The organism is Arthrobacter sp. NPDC058130, assembly GCF_042884475.1.
Classification (GTDB): domain Bacteria; phylum Actinomycetota; class Actinomycetes; order Actinomycetales; family Micrococcaceae; genus Arthrobacter.
This window is the reverse complement of record NZ_JBHVTV010000017.1, coordinates 1-14441: the sequence shown is the minus strand read 5'-3', so window position 1 is coordinate 14441 and position 14441 is coordinate 1. Positions and strand designations below refer to the sequence as shown.

The following is a 14441-nucleotide window of genomic DNA, read 5'->3' as shown; positions in this document are numbered from 1 at the left end:
GCCCGGCAGGAGTGCCAGGCGGGCATCATTTGTGTTCCCCGAGCGCTCAGCGCACAGCGAGACCGGCGTGTCGAAGCCGCGCGCGGTGGTAGTTCCAGACGAAGCCGTCGTTGAACGCTGATCCAAGGTCGGGCATCATCGCCATATCGGCTTCCGGGACCTCGTAGCTCACCGTCCCTAGCGCGTTCGCGCTCACGAGCATCCGCGCGAGGATCTCCACGTTCAGCGCGCGCACTAGGGCCTGTTCGACCGTGGCGCCCACCGTCACGATCCCGTGTCCGCGCAGAACCAGCGCCGGCGCCGCGCCGAGCGCGGAGGCGACTTCCCGTCCGAGCTCGGACGTGTTGATCAGCAGACTGCGCGGGTAGGTCGGGATCCCCTCCGCGGCCATGCGCATCGCCGGAATGTTGTACGCGCCGACCGCTGGTAGCAGGCCGACACCGGCAAGGTCGGCCGCGATGACCGCGGGAGCGTGCGCGTGCACCACCGCCTGCGCGTCAGGGCGCGCCGCCAGCACCTCAGCATGGATCGGGAGTTCATTCGGCGCGTGGTATCCCCCCTCAAGCGCGCGCTCGGGGACGATTTCGTGGATGTCCCCCGGCTTGGTGAACAGCAGCCCGCTCTCCTGCGGCCCGCGACAGCGGATTGCGATGCCGGCGTCGGTTCGCAGGCTGACGTGGCCGAGGACATCCTCCGCTAAGCCGGCATGGGCGATGATTCGGCAGGCCTCGGCGAGCAGCTCTCGTGCCGATGCGTCGAACGCCATCAGCTCTCCCGCGCGGTCGTGCGCAACTGTGCGAGAAGCTCTGTGCTCTCCGGATAGGGACGCTTCGCATAGTCTCCTTCCGCGGCAGCACCGAAGAATTCCGCCGCGGCAGACAGCGTCGCGCTCGTAACACCCAGCGAGTCGGCGAGAGCTGCGGCCAGCCGCATGTCCTTGGCAATCGTCGTCGCGGGCGCGTGCTTTGCCACCGCGCGCTTGTTCCCGCCGTAGTACTCAGCGACGCCCTTGAAACCGCCGATGACACCGCTCGACCGCTCGATCGCATCGATCACCATCTGGACATCGAGACCAGCCTGCTGGGCGATCACGAGGGCCTCGGCCGCAGCCAGATGGGTCGCGTACTTCACGTGCTGGTGCACGAGTTTGGTGGCGAAGCCGTCACCCAGGGCGCCCATGTAGATCAGGGCACCGGCGATGTCCTGCACGATCGACTCCGCGCCGCCGAGCACACCCGCCTCGCCGCCGATCATGACACTGAGCTTTGGGGCCGTGCCGGACACCGGTGCATCGACGTAGCGGGCACCGTTGCCGAGTGCCGCGACGCGCCGCGCGACGTCCTGCGCGAGTTCCCGGTCTCCCGTCGTCATATCCACGATCACGGCACCGGCACGAAGCCCGGCAAGCACTCCGGTCTCCTCGTCGTAGAGCACCTCGCGCACTGCCGTCGGATTCGGCAGGGCAAGGAAAATTACATCGCTCTGTTCCGCGAGTTGGCGGGGACTCACCGACGGGGCCGCGCCGATCATCGCCGTTGTCGCGACGCGATCCATGTGCCGGTCCCATACCGCGACCGGATGATCGGCCGCGATGAGACTCTCGGCGAGGGACTTGCCCATCCCTCCGAGTCCGACGACTCCCACGTGATTTGGATCCATAACTTTCACCTTTCATGCACCGTTGCCTGTGGAGTGGCCCCGCTGCCGCCACCGGACTGAGAAAGTCTCGTTATCGGCGGCGAGCATCGGATACCTCTCGCGGAGCGTCATCGCCCTCCTCGAATGTATTGGTTAGTCCATTGACATGGCAAGGCCAATGCCCCTAAGCTCCCTAAGAATAAGTTCTCTGAACTATGAAACCCTCGCCCCGGCCTTTGAGCGCGCGGCATACAGGGACCCAATCCAACCCTGGCAAGGACGCCAGAAAGGAGCGCCAATGCTCGACGTTATCTGGAGCTCGCTTGGCGAGGCCGTCAGCCCGATGTCGCTACTCATGCTGTTCATCGGTGTCGTGATCGGCTTCCTCGTCGGCATCCTCCCGGGCCTCGGCGGCGCGGTCACGCTCGCGCTGCTCATCCCCGTCACCTTCGGCATGGATCCCGTGCCGGCCTTCTCGCTCCTGCTAGGCATGTACGTCGTCTCCGCGATCGCCGGCGACTTCACCTCGATCCTCTTTGGGATCCCCGGCGAGCCCACGGCAGCAGCCATGGTGCTCGACGGCTATCCGCTCAACAAGATGGGGCAGGCCGGACGCGCGCTCGGTGCCTCCCTGTCGAGCTCAGCGATCGGGTCGATCTTCGGCGCGTTCCTGCTCATGGCGCTGATCCCGGTGATGCGGCCGCTCATCATGGGCATCAGCGCGCCCGAGCTCTTCGCCGCGGCCATGCTCGGCCTGACGTTCATCGCGTCGCTCTCCGGCGGAAGCATTCATAAGGGCCTCGTCATGGCCACCATCGGTGTGCTCCTCTCGCTCGTCGGAATCGACCCAAACCTAGGCATCGAGCGCTACACCTTCGGAAGCCTGCACCTCTGGGAGGGCATCGGCATCGTCCCCGTGGTCGTCGGCCTCCTCGGCGGCGCCGAGGTGCTGCAGTCCATGCTCGACAAGTCCGGTCACACCAAGGCGGCCGTGGCGCCACACCTCGGCGGTATCCTCGTCGGCGTCAAGGACTCCTTCCGGCACTGGTGGCTGATGCTGCGCGCCAGCGCTATCGGTGCAGTCCTCGGCATGCTGCCTGGCCTCGGAGGATCGGTGTCCCAGTTCATCGCCTACGGCCATGCCAAGCAGACCTCGAAGCGGCCCGAGGAGTTCGGCAACGGTGCGATCGAGGGCGTGATTGCCGCCGGCGCTACCACCACAGCGAAGGACGGCGGCCACCTCGTGCCGACGATCGCCTTCGGCGTACCGTCGGGCGCGAGCATGGCGGTGCTACTCGGCGCGTTCCTGATCCTCGGCCTGAACCCGGGCCCCGAGATGCTGGACAAGCACCTGGACGTTACGCTCTCGCTCGTGTGGATCATCGTGCTGAGCACGATCGCGGCGGTCATCCTCGGCTACCTGCTGATCCGCCCCCTTGCCAGACTCACCTCGGTGACCGGAAGGCTGCTCGTCCCGTTCCTCGTCGCGATGCTCACCATCGGCGCGTTCTCGAACACTAGCTCGCTTGACGACGTCGGGATCATGCTCGTCTTCCTCGCGATCGGCGTGCTGTGCAGCCGCTTCAAGTGGCCCCGCATCCCGCTGCTGCTTGGTCTGGTGCTCGGCGAGATCCTTGAGCGGTACTTTACCGTCAGCTACGCGTTGTTCCAGTTCAGCTGGATCAGCCGGCCAGGCGTGATCGTCATCGAGGTCATCATCGCCGGCATGATCCTGTTCACCGCGATCCGCATTGCTCGCAAAAAGCGCGCCGCAAAGAGCGAGCTCCTGACCATCGGAGGCCACGCATGAGCACCCAAATGATCCGCTCCGTCGACGGCAATGGCAATGGCGACGGCGACGGCAACGGCGACGGCAACGGCGAGGGCGGCTCGCCGTGGCGCCGCGCGCACAAGCCCGACCTGATCATCACGTCCGTTCTGCTCGTGGTGTTCGTCGTGGCGTTCCTGATGGCTAAGGGCTGGAGGGACCTCGCCGCCTACTTCCCGCTCGGCGTCAGCGGCGCGGGCGTGATCGCCAGCGCGTCCTTCCTCGTGCGGGTGCTGTTCTTCCCGCCCAAGCCGGAGGCCCCGAAGACTGATGTGCCCGAGGCCGCCAAGTCGGTGGCCGAGCAAGAGTACGAGTTTTTCAAGAACCTCGCGCTGCGGGACTGGATCACATCGATCTGCTGGCTCGGCGGCTTCTTCGTCGCGCTGGTGGTCTTCGGGATCTACGTCGCCGTGGTCGCCTTCGCCGTGAGTTACCTGCGCTTTCAAGCCGCCAAGTCGTGGTGGTTCGCCTGGATCTACGCGATCGTGCTCGGCGGCGTCATCTACGGAATCTTCGGGATCGCCCTCAAGTTACCGTTGCCGGCCGGGCTGCTCAGCCTCGGCTGAGCGCCCGCTCCCTGCTCCCTCTTGCTCTCTCTTCCCGTGTCACCCGGCCCGATCACCTACGATCGGGGCGCACAGAAATCGAAAGGACCCCGTCCCATGCGCAAGCTCGCACTCGGACTCGCCGCCGCCCTCGCCCTCGTCGGCGGCGCGCTCACCAGCTGCTCGTCGACAGGCGCCACCGGCGCGTCGACCTCCCCGGAGGACGCAGCGGCGAAGCTCAAAAACCAAACGATCACACTGGTCGTCCCCTTCGACCCGGGCGGGGGCTACGACGCTTACGCGCGGATGCTCGCCCCAAAGCTTGGCCACGAGCTCGGCGCCACAGTGATCGTCGAGAACAAACCCGGTGCGGGCGGTATCCTCGCCACGAACGAGGCCGTACACGCCAAGCCGGACGGGAAAACCCTCGTGCTGCTGAACGGCCCCGGCCACCTCGGTGCGGCGATCGCGAAGACGAACGGCGTCCTTTACGACGCCAAGACGATGAGTTACATCGGCCAGATCAGCTCCGAGCCCGACGTACTCGTGACCAGCAAGTCCTCCGGCATCGCATCGGAGGATGACATCTCCGGCAAGCGCTTCGCGGCCACCGGCCCCGGCTCGAACGAGTACATCGACGCCGTCGTCCTGAACCAGCTGCTCGGCATGAAGAACCAAGTCGTGACCGGCTTCGCGTCAAGCAACGAGGCTAGCCTCAATGTCATCCAGGGCAACGTCGAGCTGCACTCGCGCTCGCTCGGCAGCCAGCAGCCGGGCATCAACTCCGGCGATCTCAAACCGGTCCTCGTCATCGGCCAGAACACCGGCGAGAACGAGATCAAGGGCGTTGACAACCTCGTCGACGTCGTGAAGGAAGACCAGAAGGAGCTCGCGACGCTGCACACGAAGCTTATCTCCAGCGGACGCCTCATCGCCGCCCCCCCGGGGATGGACCCGGGCACGCTGCAGGTGATCCGCGACGCCTTCGAGAGGGTGATGACCGACAAGGCCTTCGTCAAGGCTGCGGCCGACGCCAAGCGCCCGGTCCACTACGCGAGCGGCAACGATGTACAGAAGCTCGTCAACGACGTGATGGGCTCGCCGCAGGAGTACGTCAACCTCATCACGAAGGCCTACATGGGCTGATTAGCGACGTCTTAACCGGGTGTGTCCCAGGAACCCTCCCGGGACACACCCGTTTTTTGTGTCAGGATCAAGGCACGATCGACCCGCGGTACTGTCCGCCTTGTCGGACCCAATACGACGACAGATCGTGAGTCACCTGGCGGACGCCCCATGCGAGCAAAGCCTGCAGCGCCTTCCAGCTACCGGTTACCAAATCAACGTCGACACATCACTTCAGGGTCCTACGCGAAGCCGGCGTGATCGAACAGCTGCTTCGGGCCGTCCTACAAGCAGACATCTACGACGCACCATCTTCCGCCACCGCTGACGGGCCGCGGACCCGACAGCCCAACGCGGAAGCATAAGCCTGGACTGTCAGCGCGTCACAACGTGCGATGCAGGGCTGGGCTTCTTTGTATGCACATGGCAGGAAGCCACCACCGCCGGCCGGTTCGCCGGCAAGACCGTCATCGTCACCGGCGCAGCCTCGGGCATCGGCCAGGCCGCCGCCCTGCGCATAGCCAGGGAAGGCGGCCGCGTCATCGCCGCCGACATCAGCAAGGAACGCCTGGACGACCTCGTGGCCGAGCACGCCGGGGTGGACCTGGTCCCCGTGGCCGGCGACATCTCCACTGCGGAGACCGTGGCCGCCGTCGTCGCTGCCGCCGGCGGACGGGTCGACGCCCTGGCGAACGTCGCAGGCATCATGGACAACTTCGCCCCGATCCACGAGGTGCACGCCGATCTCTGGGACCGCGTCTTCCGGATCAACGTCAGCGCCCTCATGCGCCTCACCCGCGCCGTGGTGCCCCTGGTGCTGGACGCCGGCTCCGGCTCCGTGGTCAACGTCGCCTCCGAGGCCGGCCTCCGCGGATCCGCCGCCGGCGCCGCCTACACCGCGTCCAAGCACGCCGTCGTCGGCCTGACCAAAAACTCGGCCGTGATGTACGGGCCCAGGGGCCTGCGCTTCAACGCCGTTGCCCCCGGCCCCACCATCACCAACATCGTGGCCACCTGGGGATCCCAGCTCGCGGCCGAACGCCTCGGCCCGCTCATGCAGGCCACCGTCCCCACCCCCGCCACCGCGACGGGTTCAGCATGATGTGGGGGTTCAGCGCGTTGTGGCGGTCTGTTTGGCGTGCGCCTTGCGTGGCGCCGCTACAGCGCGCGGTGGTACTGACTCGGCCAGTATTCCTGTGGTTGGCCGCCCGCCAGCCGAAGCGCATAGTAGGGGTCGCGCAGCAGCGCCCTTCCGACGATCACGGCGTCGACGCTGGACGACTCGAAGACGTTTCGCAGCAGGTCCGGGTCCGCCATTTGGCCTACCGGTGCCACCGCGGTTCCGGCGGCTTCCTTCAGCGACTCCGCGAAGTCCAGATTCAAGCCCTGCCTGATTGGCGGCGGGGCGTCCACGGCTAGGGCCCCGGATGTCACGTCCAGCAGATCGATCCCCAAACTGCCCAGGCGTTGCGCGAACACTTTCGCCTCCTCCAGGGTGATGCCGCCGTCGATCCAGTCCGTAGCGGTTATCCGGACAAATACGGGTTTCTCCGGCGGGAAGGCATCACGCACGGCCTTGGCGACCTGCAACGGGAACCGCATCCGGTTCTCCAGCGATCCGCCGTACCCGTCGTGGCGGTGGTTCGAAACCGGGGACAGGAACTGGTGGAGCAGGTACCCGTGTGCGGCGTGGATTTCCACCACGTCATACCCGGCCTTATGGGCGTTGCCCGTGGCCGCGGCGAACGCGTCCACCACGTCGTCGATGTCCATGACTGTCATTTCAGAGGGCACGGTCAGCGTGCCGAATGCCCTGGCCGAGGGAGCCAGTGGCACCCAGCCCCCATCCTGGACCGGAACCGCGCTGTTCTGTCCGCTCAGGACCCATGGCTGCCGGTGTGAGCTCTTCCGGCCTGCGCTGTTGAGCTGCACTGCGGCGACGGATCCGAGCTCCTTGATCTGGGCGGCAAGCAGCCTGTGCCCCTCGATCTGCCCGGCAGTCCAGATGCCAAGGTCGTGGGCCGTCGTCCGGTGCCGGGGGCCGACGGCGGTTGACTCCACCATGATCATTCCTGCTCCCCCTACTGCCCGGGAACCGTAGTGCACGCGGTGCCAGCCGGTCGGTACGCCGTCGTGGCCGGCCGAGTATTGGCACATCGGGGACATCCAGACCCGGTTGGCGATTTCGACCCCGCGCAGCTTCAACGGCTCTGTGAATGTTCCGCGATCCATTCCAATCCTTCTTCGAATCAAGCGTCCCGGCCAACGGTGTTGTCGGCCCTGTGGTGATGCACGACGACGGCGGGCAGCGGAACTGCTAAGCCGCCCGCCGTCGGACTTCTTAGCCTGCGGCCGCTCCCACGACAGCGCTGATGGCTCCCTCCGGGACCTCTGCTAGGGCAGCCAGCAGCCCCGCGGCGAGGCAGGTCCGCTCGAGCATGCCGGCGATGCTGATCCATTCGTGCCGGGCGTGCGCACCGTCGCCCACTGCGCCGAGCCCGTCGAGGACCGGCAGGCCGAGTGCCGCGGCGAAGTTGCCGTCGCTGGCGCCCCCGACCGAGGTTTCCGCCAGCTCGAAGCCCAGTCGGGCCGCCACCTGCTCGGCCTCCGCGAATAGCCGCACAGTTTCGGCGGAGCGGGGCATCACCGGCCTGTTCCACCCGCCGCTGACCTGCAAGCAGGCTTCCGGGCTGCGCGCGGTGAGACCACCCAGAAGAGCATCTATCCGCGCCACTTCAGAATCGGAGGTAACCCGGACGTCGAGGTCGGCGGTAGCTGATCCGGCCTTGACGTTAGTGCGCGTTCCGCCACCCACAAGCCCTGCGTTCACAGTGGTTCCCTTTTCCAGGTCCGTTTCGGCATGAAGTTGGACGATCACATGCGCTATCTCATCGATGGCGCTTGCACCTACTTCAGGATCCAGCCCGGCATGCGCCTCCTTTCCCGTCGCGGTGACCCGGAAGATCCCCACGCCCTTCCGGGCCGTCTTCAACGCTCCCGCGGCGCTGGCCTCGAACACCAGGACCGCGTTGCCCCGCGCGGCTTCTTGCTCGATGACAGACCGCGACGCCGGGCTGCCCACCTCCTCGTCACCGTTGAGGACCAGCCGGACGTTGGGGCGGGGCAGGCCGAGCTCGGTCCCGGCGCGCAGGGCCCACACCAGCTGCACCAGCCCGGCCTTCATGTCGAATGCGCCGGGTCCCGAGAACCGGTCCCCGTCCACGGTCGCCGGCCAGTCGCGGAGGGTCCCGGCGGACCAGACGGTGTCGTAGTGGCAGAGGGCCGTGATCCAGCCCTCGCCGCCGTCGTCGGAGGGGTAGTCGAGTACGACAGTGTCGCCCCAGCCCCCGCCGTCGATGTGGCGGCGGGCGGCTGGCGTGCCGATGCGGCCGGCAATCCATTCCTCCACCCAGGCCAGGCCCGACGTGAGCAGCGCCTTGTCATCCGAGGGGGTTTCCCGGGACACGTAAGCCGTCAGGTCTTCGAGGAGGTCGGCACGTTTTCCGGCCACCCAGGCCGGCAGTTCCTCGATCGCGGTCATCGGGTGGCCTTCCGGTCAAGGGCGGTGAGGTGTTCTTCGTCCATGGCGATGGCACCCGTCTCCAGCTGCGTGATGATCAATACCAGCTCCTCAATCAGGGGCACTTCCAGCTGGTGTTTGGCGGCCAGTTCCAGGACCGGGCCGTACTGGGTGGGCACCTCGGTGGGACGTTTCCGCACCGCGATGTCGCGCCAGATGCCGGAGCGGGTCTTGGTCTGGGTGGAGAGCCATTTGACGAGGTCGTCCGTGGCCTCGGAGTTCCGGTCGGTGTTGGCGCCGCGGGTGTAGCAGGAGGGGTCGAACGCGTCGAACCCTTCCAGGGTGATGCCTTCGGCCGCGGCCACATCGAAAACCTCTGCGGCGAGTTCGTTCATCGCGGGCCGGTGCCGGTCGATCAGCTCGCTCATGTCGGCGTCGGCCAGTGCCGTGGCAGTGAGCATGGCCCCGAACCCCAGTTTGGACCAGAGGTAACCGGCGACGTTGTCAGTGACCGCCGGAGTGCCCCAGTGGCGCAGGTCGTGGGCCAGCTGCCGCACCCGGTCGCTGGTGCCGCCGGCGTACTCCCCGAGCGCCATGGCGCCGATGCCGCCGTCGTTGATTACACCGGGTTCCAGGACGTCGGCGAAGAGGTCGACAAAGGCGATCACGGTCCGGTCGGCCCCGACATGCCGGGCGATGGTGGCCTCGTTGAGGCCGTTCTGCAGGGAGGCGACGTAGCCCCCGCTGCTGAGCCTGGGGGCTATCCACGCCGCGGCGCTATCGGTCGCCTGGGCTTTGACCGCCAGCAGGACCCGTTCCAGGGTGGCGGGGGCGTCGTCCAGGCCGTAGCAGGGAACGTCCGCGGCCAGGACCCCCGAGGGGCTCTTGATCTGCAGCCCGTTCTCGCGGATGGCCGCGACGTGGAGGGGATCGGCGTCGACCAGCTGGACCGGGACGCCCTGCGCGTGGAGGTGCGCGGCCAGGGTGCCGCCGATCGCTCCGGCGCCGACTACTGTGTATGGATTTTCCGTCATTAAGATACTTTCGTGTTGTTGCCGCCGGACCCCGCCGCCGCGTTGGCCGGCCAGTGCAGCGGCAGGTTCATGGCGCCGGCGGAGGAACCGCCGTCGACGCGCAGGGTCTCGCCTGTGATCCATTCGGCCTCGGGGCCGGACAGCCATACGACGGCGCGGGCAATGTCGTCGGGTTCGCCGCGGCGCCCCAGCGGGTTGCCGGACACGGCCGCGGCGTATTCCTCCGTCACCGGGTTGGCATCGCTGTTGACCGTCACGAAGCCGGGAGCGACGGCGTTGACGCGGATTCCGTGCGGCCCAAGTTCCAGGGCCGAGGTCCGCGTGACCATTTCAATCGCGGCTTTGGACGTGGAGTAGGGAGCGGCGCCGGGACGGGCCCTCAAGGCCGCGCCCGAGGAGATATTGATGACGCTGGCACCCCGCCCGGCCTCGATGGCCCGCTGCGCGAGGGCAACGGTGGCCAGCAGGGGAGCGCGGGTGTTGAGGTTCTGCACCGCGTCCCAGATGGCGGCGTCCAGGGAGAGGAAGGGGGTGGCCGGATAGATTCCGGCCGAGTTGACCAGCACGTCCACCGGAGCGTTGGCCCAGGCCCTGGCAACCATGTCCTCCGGCCCGGCGGGGGTTGCGAGGTCCGCCGCCAGGACCTGCGCGTCCTCCGCGCCGGCCGCCCGGCACTCCTCGGCGGCGGCGGCCAGCGCCTCGGGATTGATGTCCACCAGCGTGATCCGGAAGCCAAGTCCCGCGAAGCGGTGGGCCACCTGGCGGCCGATGCCGCTGCCCGCCCCTGTGATAAGCGCATGCCGGTTCAATCGAGGGCCTTGCCTTTGGTCTCCGGCATGGTCAGGTACACGGCGACGCCGATCGCTGCGGCCACCGCGCAGTAGAGCCAGACGAAGCCGCCGTAGCCGCTGGTGTTCATCCAGGTGGTGATGTACGGGGCGGTGCCGCCGAAGATTGCTACCGCGAGGGCGTAGGGCAGGCCGATGCCGGTGGCGCGGACCTCGGCGGGGAACTGCTCGGCCATGATGACTGCGCAGTTGGCGGAGTAGCCCAGGAGTAGGATGATGCCGATGACCTCGATGAGCAGCAGCATCCAGAAGTTGCCGTTGAGCAGGGCGAATGCGGGCCAGGAGAAGAGCAGGAACCCGGCGGCGAAGGCCGTCATCGTGGGTTTGCGGCCTATCTTGTCAGACAGCAGGCCGGCGAAGGGGAGCAGGACCAGGAACAGGCCGACGGCAATGAAGTTGGCGAGGAGTGCCTGGCTCAGCGGGATGCCGGTTGAAACTGCCGCGTAGGTGGGCATGTAGGAGACCCACATGTAATAGAGCAACGTGCCGGCGATGGTCACGCCGAACACACGCAGGGTGGCCTTGGGGTGCTTGACGAACATGGTGAAGACGGAGTTGCGGCGCGTTTCCCCCGCGGCCTCGGAACGGCTTTTGGAGTTGACGAACGACTCGGTTTCCTCGACCGAGGAGCGCAGCCACAGGCCTACCAGGCCGAGGAGTGCGGCCACGATGAAGGCCAGCCGCCATCCCCAGTTGTCCAGGGCGTCCTTGGACAGCGTGCTGGTGATGATCGCGCCCATGCCGGAGGCGAGCAGGACGCCGGCGCCGACCGAGACCTGCTGCCAGGAGCCGGCGAAGGCGCGGCGGCGGGGTGCTGCGGATTCGACCAGGAAGGCCGAGGAGGAACCGAACTCGCCGCCGGCGGCGAAGCCCTGGACCATCCGGGCAATCACCAGGATGATCGGCGACAGGATGCCAACTGTGCCGTAGGTGGGGGCGATGCCGATCAGGGCGGTGGCCCCGGCCATCAGGCCGATGGTGAGAACCAGGCCCTTCTTCCGTCCGTGGCGGTCAGCGTAGGCGCCCATGATCGCGGCCCCGACGGGCCGCATAACGAACCCGACGGCGAAGATGGCGAGCGTGGCCAGGAGGGCCGCGATGGGGTCGCCCTGGGGGAAGAAGTGGTGGGCGAACACGGACGAGAAGGTGGTGTAGACGGCCCAGTCCACCCATTCGACGGCGTTGCCGATGCTTCCCGCGACGATTGCCTTGCGGCCCTGGGGCGAGAGTTTGGTTGCGTGGACCTCGTCCACGGTCAGCTGCTGCGTCATGAGATGGTCGTCCTTGTGGTGAGCCGGGAGGCAACGTGGGCTGCCAGGTCGGCGTGGGTTGTGATCCACACATCGTTGTGGGATCGGATGTGGTCCATGAGTTCTGCCAGGATCATCAGCCGGGACCGGTGCCCGATGATGTGGGGGTGCATGGTGAGCTGGAAAACTCCGCCCTCCGCGTAGGCCGCGTCGAACTCGTCCTTCCAGATCTGCAGGAGTTGGCGGGGCGGCATGTAGGGGCGCAGCCCGGTGAAGCGGTCCATCATCAGGTACGGTGCGTCGTCCCTGATCCACTCCACCGGGATCTCGACGATTCCTGTTTGGGCGCCGTCGGCCAGGATTTCGTAGGGTTCGTCGTCGGCCATCAGTGACGAGTCGTAGATGAAGCCCAGTTCCCGGATGACATCGAGGGTGGAGTCGGAGAAGTCCCATGACGGGGTCCTGATGCCGACCGGCCGGATGCCGGCCTGGCGGTGCAGCACGTCGGTGGCACGTCCCAGCAGATCAAGTTCCTGCTCGTGGGTGAGCAGGGTGTTCCGCTCGTGGATCCAGCCGTGCACGGCCACCTCGTGGCCCTGCTCCACGTAGGTGGGGACTTCATCGGGGCGCAGCAGCGCGCAGACGGCCGGGATGTAGAACGACGCCGGTGACTCGTAGCGACGGAGGAGCTCCAGGATGCGGGGTACCCCAGCCCGGGCGCCGTACTCTCCCTGCGCCATCCGCCCCGGCGACGTTTCGCCGTCGCGGAGCGAGGGCGTCTCGTGGTCCGAGTCGAAGGACAGCAGGACCGCGGCCCTGGCGCCGCCTTTCCAACGCTGGGCCGGATCGGGATGAATGAGGGACTGCCCGGCACGGACGCGGTTGACGTGCCCTCGCCACTCCGTTTCGGGCCATTGCCACGATTGGGCGTTGTTCACAAGCGCTCCTTTGTTCTTCACGATGCGGAGGATCGACGGGGACCACAGCTTGGGGGGTCGGCGTCAGCTGAGAGTGATCCAGCTCTCAAGTTACAAACGTAGGGCAGATCGTGTCGCGTAACAAGAGTTGGTGAAAAAATCATTCAAAAAAGTTCAATCAAATGGTTTTTTCTTCTTTCAAATTCGTGGTTTGGCGGTAGCCTTGAGTCAACACAGCGGCACAAATCACGGACCGGCGGAGGCCACCATTTCACTCATCGACGAGACGGACCTGGACATCATCGCGGCCTTGCAGATCGCACCCAGGGTCCCGGCCAATGCGCTGGCCGAGATATTGGGTATTCCGACGAGCACCATCACCCGCCGGCTCAACCGGCTGCAGAGCGAGCGGCTGATGAAGGTGATTGGCCGGTACGCGTGGCCGCTAATCCTCTCCGGCAACCCGCAGCAGCTGTGGATCTGCTGCGAGCCGGGGCGGTCGGCCAAGGTGGCGGAGCAGCTCAAGGCGTTCCCTGAAGTCCAGTTCGCCATCACCACCTCCGGCACCGGCGACATCTACGCCGATGTATTCCCCCTGCTGGGAACGGACATGAATGATCTGCTCAGCAACCAGATCCCCTCACTGCCCGGCATCAGGTCGGTTGAGAGCCGGCTGATCCTCGACTCGAGGCGCGTGGGCCAGAGCTGGCGGATCCAGCGCCTGACGGCGGACCAGAACGACGCACTGGCCGCGCACGTGGTTCCCATCAACCTGCCCGCCTTGAGCTCCATTGATGAACTGTCGGATCTGGAATTCGGCACCATGTGCGAGCTGGGGCGCAACGCCAGGGCTTCCGCCGCCGAGGTGGCACGGACCCTGAACGTGAGCAGCTCCTCGGCCTACCGTGCCATCCAGATGCTCCTGGGCACCGGGGCGATTTCACCTCGCGTGGAGGTGGAACCCTCAGCCGTGGGGTTCCCCCTCACCGCTGTGGTCTCCCTGCAGGTCAAGCCGAAGGCGATTTCCCACGTGCTGGATCAGCTTGGCGGTCACGAATCGGCCCGTATGGTCACGATGGTGACCGGCCAGGCGCCCGTGGTGTTCCATGGGGTCTTCCGGGATCCCGGGAGCCTGGCCGACTTCATCACCGGGGACATCGGCGCGCTTCCCGGCATCCAGTCGATGGACACGCGCGTGGCCATCGACGTCACGCGGCGCTACTGGATGGACCGGAACGGCCCGTTCATCGGCGACCAGGTGGAGGGGCTGCTCAGGAGATAGGGCGGTCTAAACGCCGGACCTCTGCGGCCTGACTTCCGACGCTGGGCGTCCGACGACGGCCCGGCTGCAGCTGATCACGCTCGGCCGCTACGCGCAGACCCCGGACATCGGCGAGCTCACTGCCCTGCCGGCCCTGCGCTAACAGGGGCACCAACCTGCACCACGGACTGCTGCTGGCCGGCCGGTTTTTTCCGCCAGCACCTGTACATGCAGCCCGTCCTGCGGGTGGTGACCGACGGGGGATCCCAGCTCGCGGCCGAACGTCTCGGCCCGCTGATGCAGGCCACCGTCCCCACGCCCACCACCGCGGCGCAGCTCGCCGCCTCCATCACGTTCCTGCTCAGCGACGACGGCACGAACGTCAACGGCGCCATCCTTGCCTCCGACGGCGGCTGGTCGGCGTTGTAGGGGAGCCGGTCCAGACCAAGCGGACGACGGCGGGAAGACCCGCCGT

At 66.8% G+C, this 14441-nt stretch carries 12 protein-coding genes and 2 pseudogenes; 6 read left to right on the top strand and 8 right to left on the bottom strand.

Annotated elements, in window-relative coordinates; genetic code table 11:
- Nucleotides 1-46 precede the first annotated feature (46 nt).
- Both ACFVTM_RS20965 and ACFVTM_RS20960 read right to left on the bottom strand, forming a co-directional pair.
- Entirely contained in the window at nucleotides 47-766 is a 720-nt protein-coding gene (locus ACFVTM_RS20965; RefSeq protein ID WP_390206001.1) for a class II aldolase/adducin family protein, read from the bottom strand.
- On the bottom strand, nucleotides 766-1659 hold the full coding sequence (locus ACFVTM_RS20960) for an NAD(P)-dependent oxidoreductase (protein ID WP_390205999.1): 894 nt from the start codon (nucleotides 1657-1659) through the stop codon (nucleotides 766-768). Before ACFVTM_RS20960 ends, ACFVTM_RS20965 begins: the two co-directional genes overlap by 1 nt.
- A gap of 277 nt (nucleotides 1660-1936) precedes the next feature.
- Between ACFVTM_RS20960 and ACFVTM_RS20955 the strand changes: the two genes are divergently transcribed.
- The 4 genes and pseudogenes from ACFVTM_RS20955 to ACFVTM_RS20940 all read left to right on the top strand — a co-directional run.
- Nucleotides 1937-3448: a tripartite tricarboxylate transporter permease gene (locus ACFVTM_RS20955; RefSeq protein ID WP_390205997.1), complete on the top strand. Its 1512-nt coding sequence runs from the start codon at nucleotides 1937-1939 to the stop codon at nucleotides 3446-3448.
- On the top strand, nucleotides 3445-4032 hold the full coding sequence (locus ACFVTM_RS20950; RefSeq protein WP_390205996.1) for a tripartite tricarboxylate transporter TctB family protein: 588 nt from the start codon (nucleotides 3445-3447) through the stop codon (nucleotides 4030-4032). The genes ACFVTM_RS20955 and ACFVTM_RS20950 overlap by 4 nt, the downstream gene beginning before the upstream one ends.
- A gap of 96 nt (nucleotides 4033-4128) precedes the next feature.
- Nucleotides 4129-5157 (top strand): Bug family tripartite tricarboxylate transporter substrate binding protein, encoded by a 1029-nt coding sequence (locus ACFVTM_RS20945; protein WP_390205995.1) that lies wholly within the window; start codon nucleotides 4129-4131, stop codon nucleotides 5155-5157.
- Between the two features lie 382 nt (nucleotides 5158-5539).
- Nucleotides 5540-6223, top strand: a pseudogene (locus tag ACFVTM_RS20940) (SDR family NAD(P)-dependent oxidoreductase); the annotation flags it as partial.
- Nucleotides 6224-6294: 71 nt separating this feature from the next.
- Here the strand turns inward: ACFVTM_RS20940 and ACFVTM_RS20935 are convergent.
- The 6 genes from ACFVTM_RS20935 to ACFVTM_RS20910 all read right to left on the bottom strand — a co-directional run bounded on the left by ACFVTM_RS20935 (nucleotide 6295) and on the right by ACFVTM_RS20910 (nucleotide 12726).
- Nucleotides 6295-7368 carry an NADH:flavin oxidoreductase/NADH oxidase gene (locus tag ACFVTM_RS20935; RefSeq protein WP_390205993.1) on the bottom strand — a complete coding sequence of 358 codons (1074 nt, stop codon included), beginning with the start codon at nucleotides 7366-7368 and terminating at the stop codon, nucleotides 6295-6297.
- A 109-nt stretch (nucleotides 7369-7477) separates the two neighbouring features.
- Nucleotides 7478-8677 carry a M20 family metallopeptidase gene (locus ACFVTM_RS20930; RefSeq protein ID WP_390205992.1) on the bottom strand — a complete coding sequence of 400 codons (1200 nt, stop codon included), beginning with the start codon at nucleotides 8675-8677 and terminating at the stop codon, nucleotides 7478-7480.
- A complete protein-coding gene (locus ACFVTM_RS20925; protein WP_390205991.1) occupies nucleotides 8674-9690 on the bottom strand; it encodes a ketopantoate reductase family protein in 1017 nt (338 codons plus the stop codon). Before ACFVTM_RS20925 ends, ACFVTM_RS20930 begins: the two co-directional genes overlap by 4 nt.
- Entirely contained in the window at nucleotides 9690-10499 is an 810-nt protein-coding gene (locus ACFVTM_RS20920) for an SDR family NAD(P)-dependent oxidoreductase (protein ID WP_390205989.1), read from the bottom strand. Before ACFVTM_RS20920 ends, ACFVTM_RS20925 begins: the two co-directional genes overlap by 1 nt.
- A complete protein-coding gene (locus tag ACFVTM_RS20915; RefSeq protein WP_390205988.1) occupies nucleotides 10496-11809 on the bottom strand; it encodes an MFS transporter in 1314 nt (437 codons plus the stop codon). The genes ACFVTM_RS20920 and ACFVTM_RS20915 overlap by 4 nt, the downstream gene beginning before the upstream one ends.
- On the bottom strand, nucleotides 11806-12726 hold the full coding sequence (locus ACFVTM_RS20910; RefSeq protein ID WP_390205987.1) for a polysaccharide deacetylase: 921 nt from the start codon (nucleotides 12724-12726) through the stop codon (nucleotides 11806-11808). The genes ACFVTM_RS20915 and ACFVTM_RS20910 overlap by 4 nt, the downstream gene beginning before the upstream one ends.
- A 202-nt stretch (nucleotides 12727-12928) precedes the next feature.
- Between ACFVTM_RS20910 and ACFVTM_RS20905 the strand changes: the two genes are divergently transcribed.
- Complete coding sequence (locus ACFVTM_RS20905; protein WP_390205986.1) at nucleotides 12929-13987, top strand: Lrp/AsnC family transcriptional regulator; 1059 nt, start codon at nucleotides 12929-12931, stop codon at nucleotides 13985-13987.
- A gap of 243 nt (nucleotides 13988-14230) precedes the next feature.
- A pseudogene (locus ACFVTM_RS20900) lies at nucleotides 14231-14395 on the top strand (short-chain dehydrogenase); the annotation flags it as partial.
- Nucleotides 14396-14441: the final 46 nt, after the last annotated feature.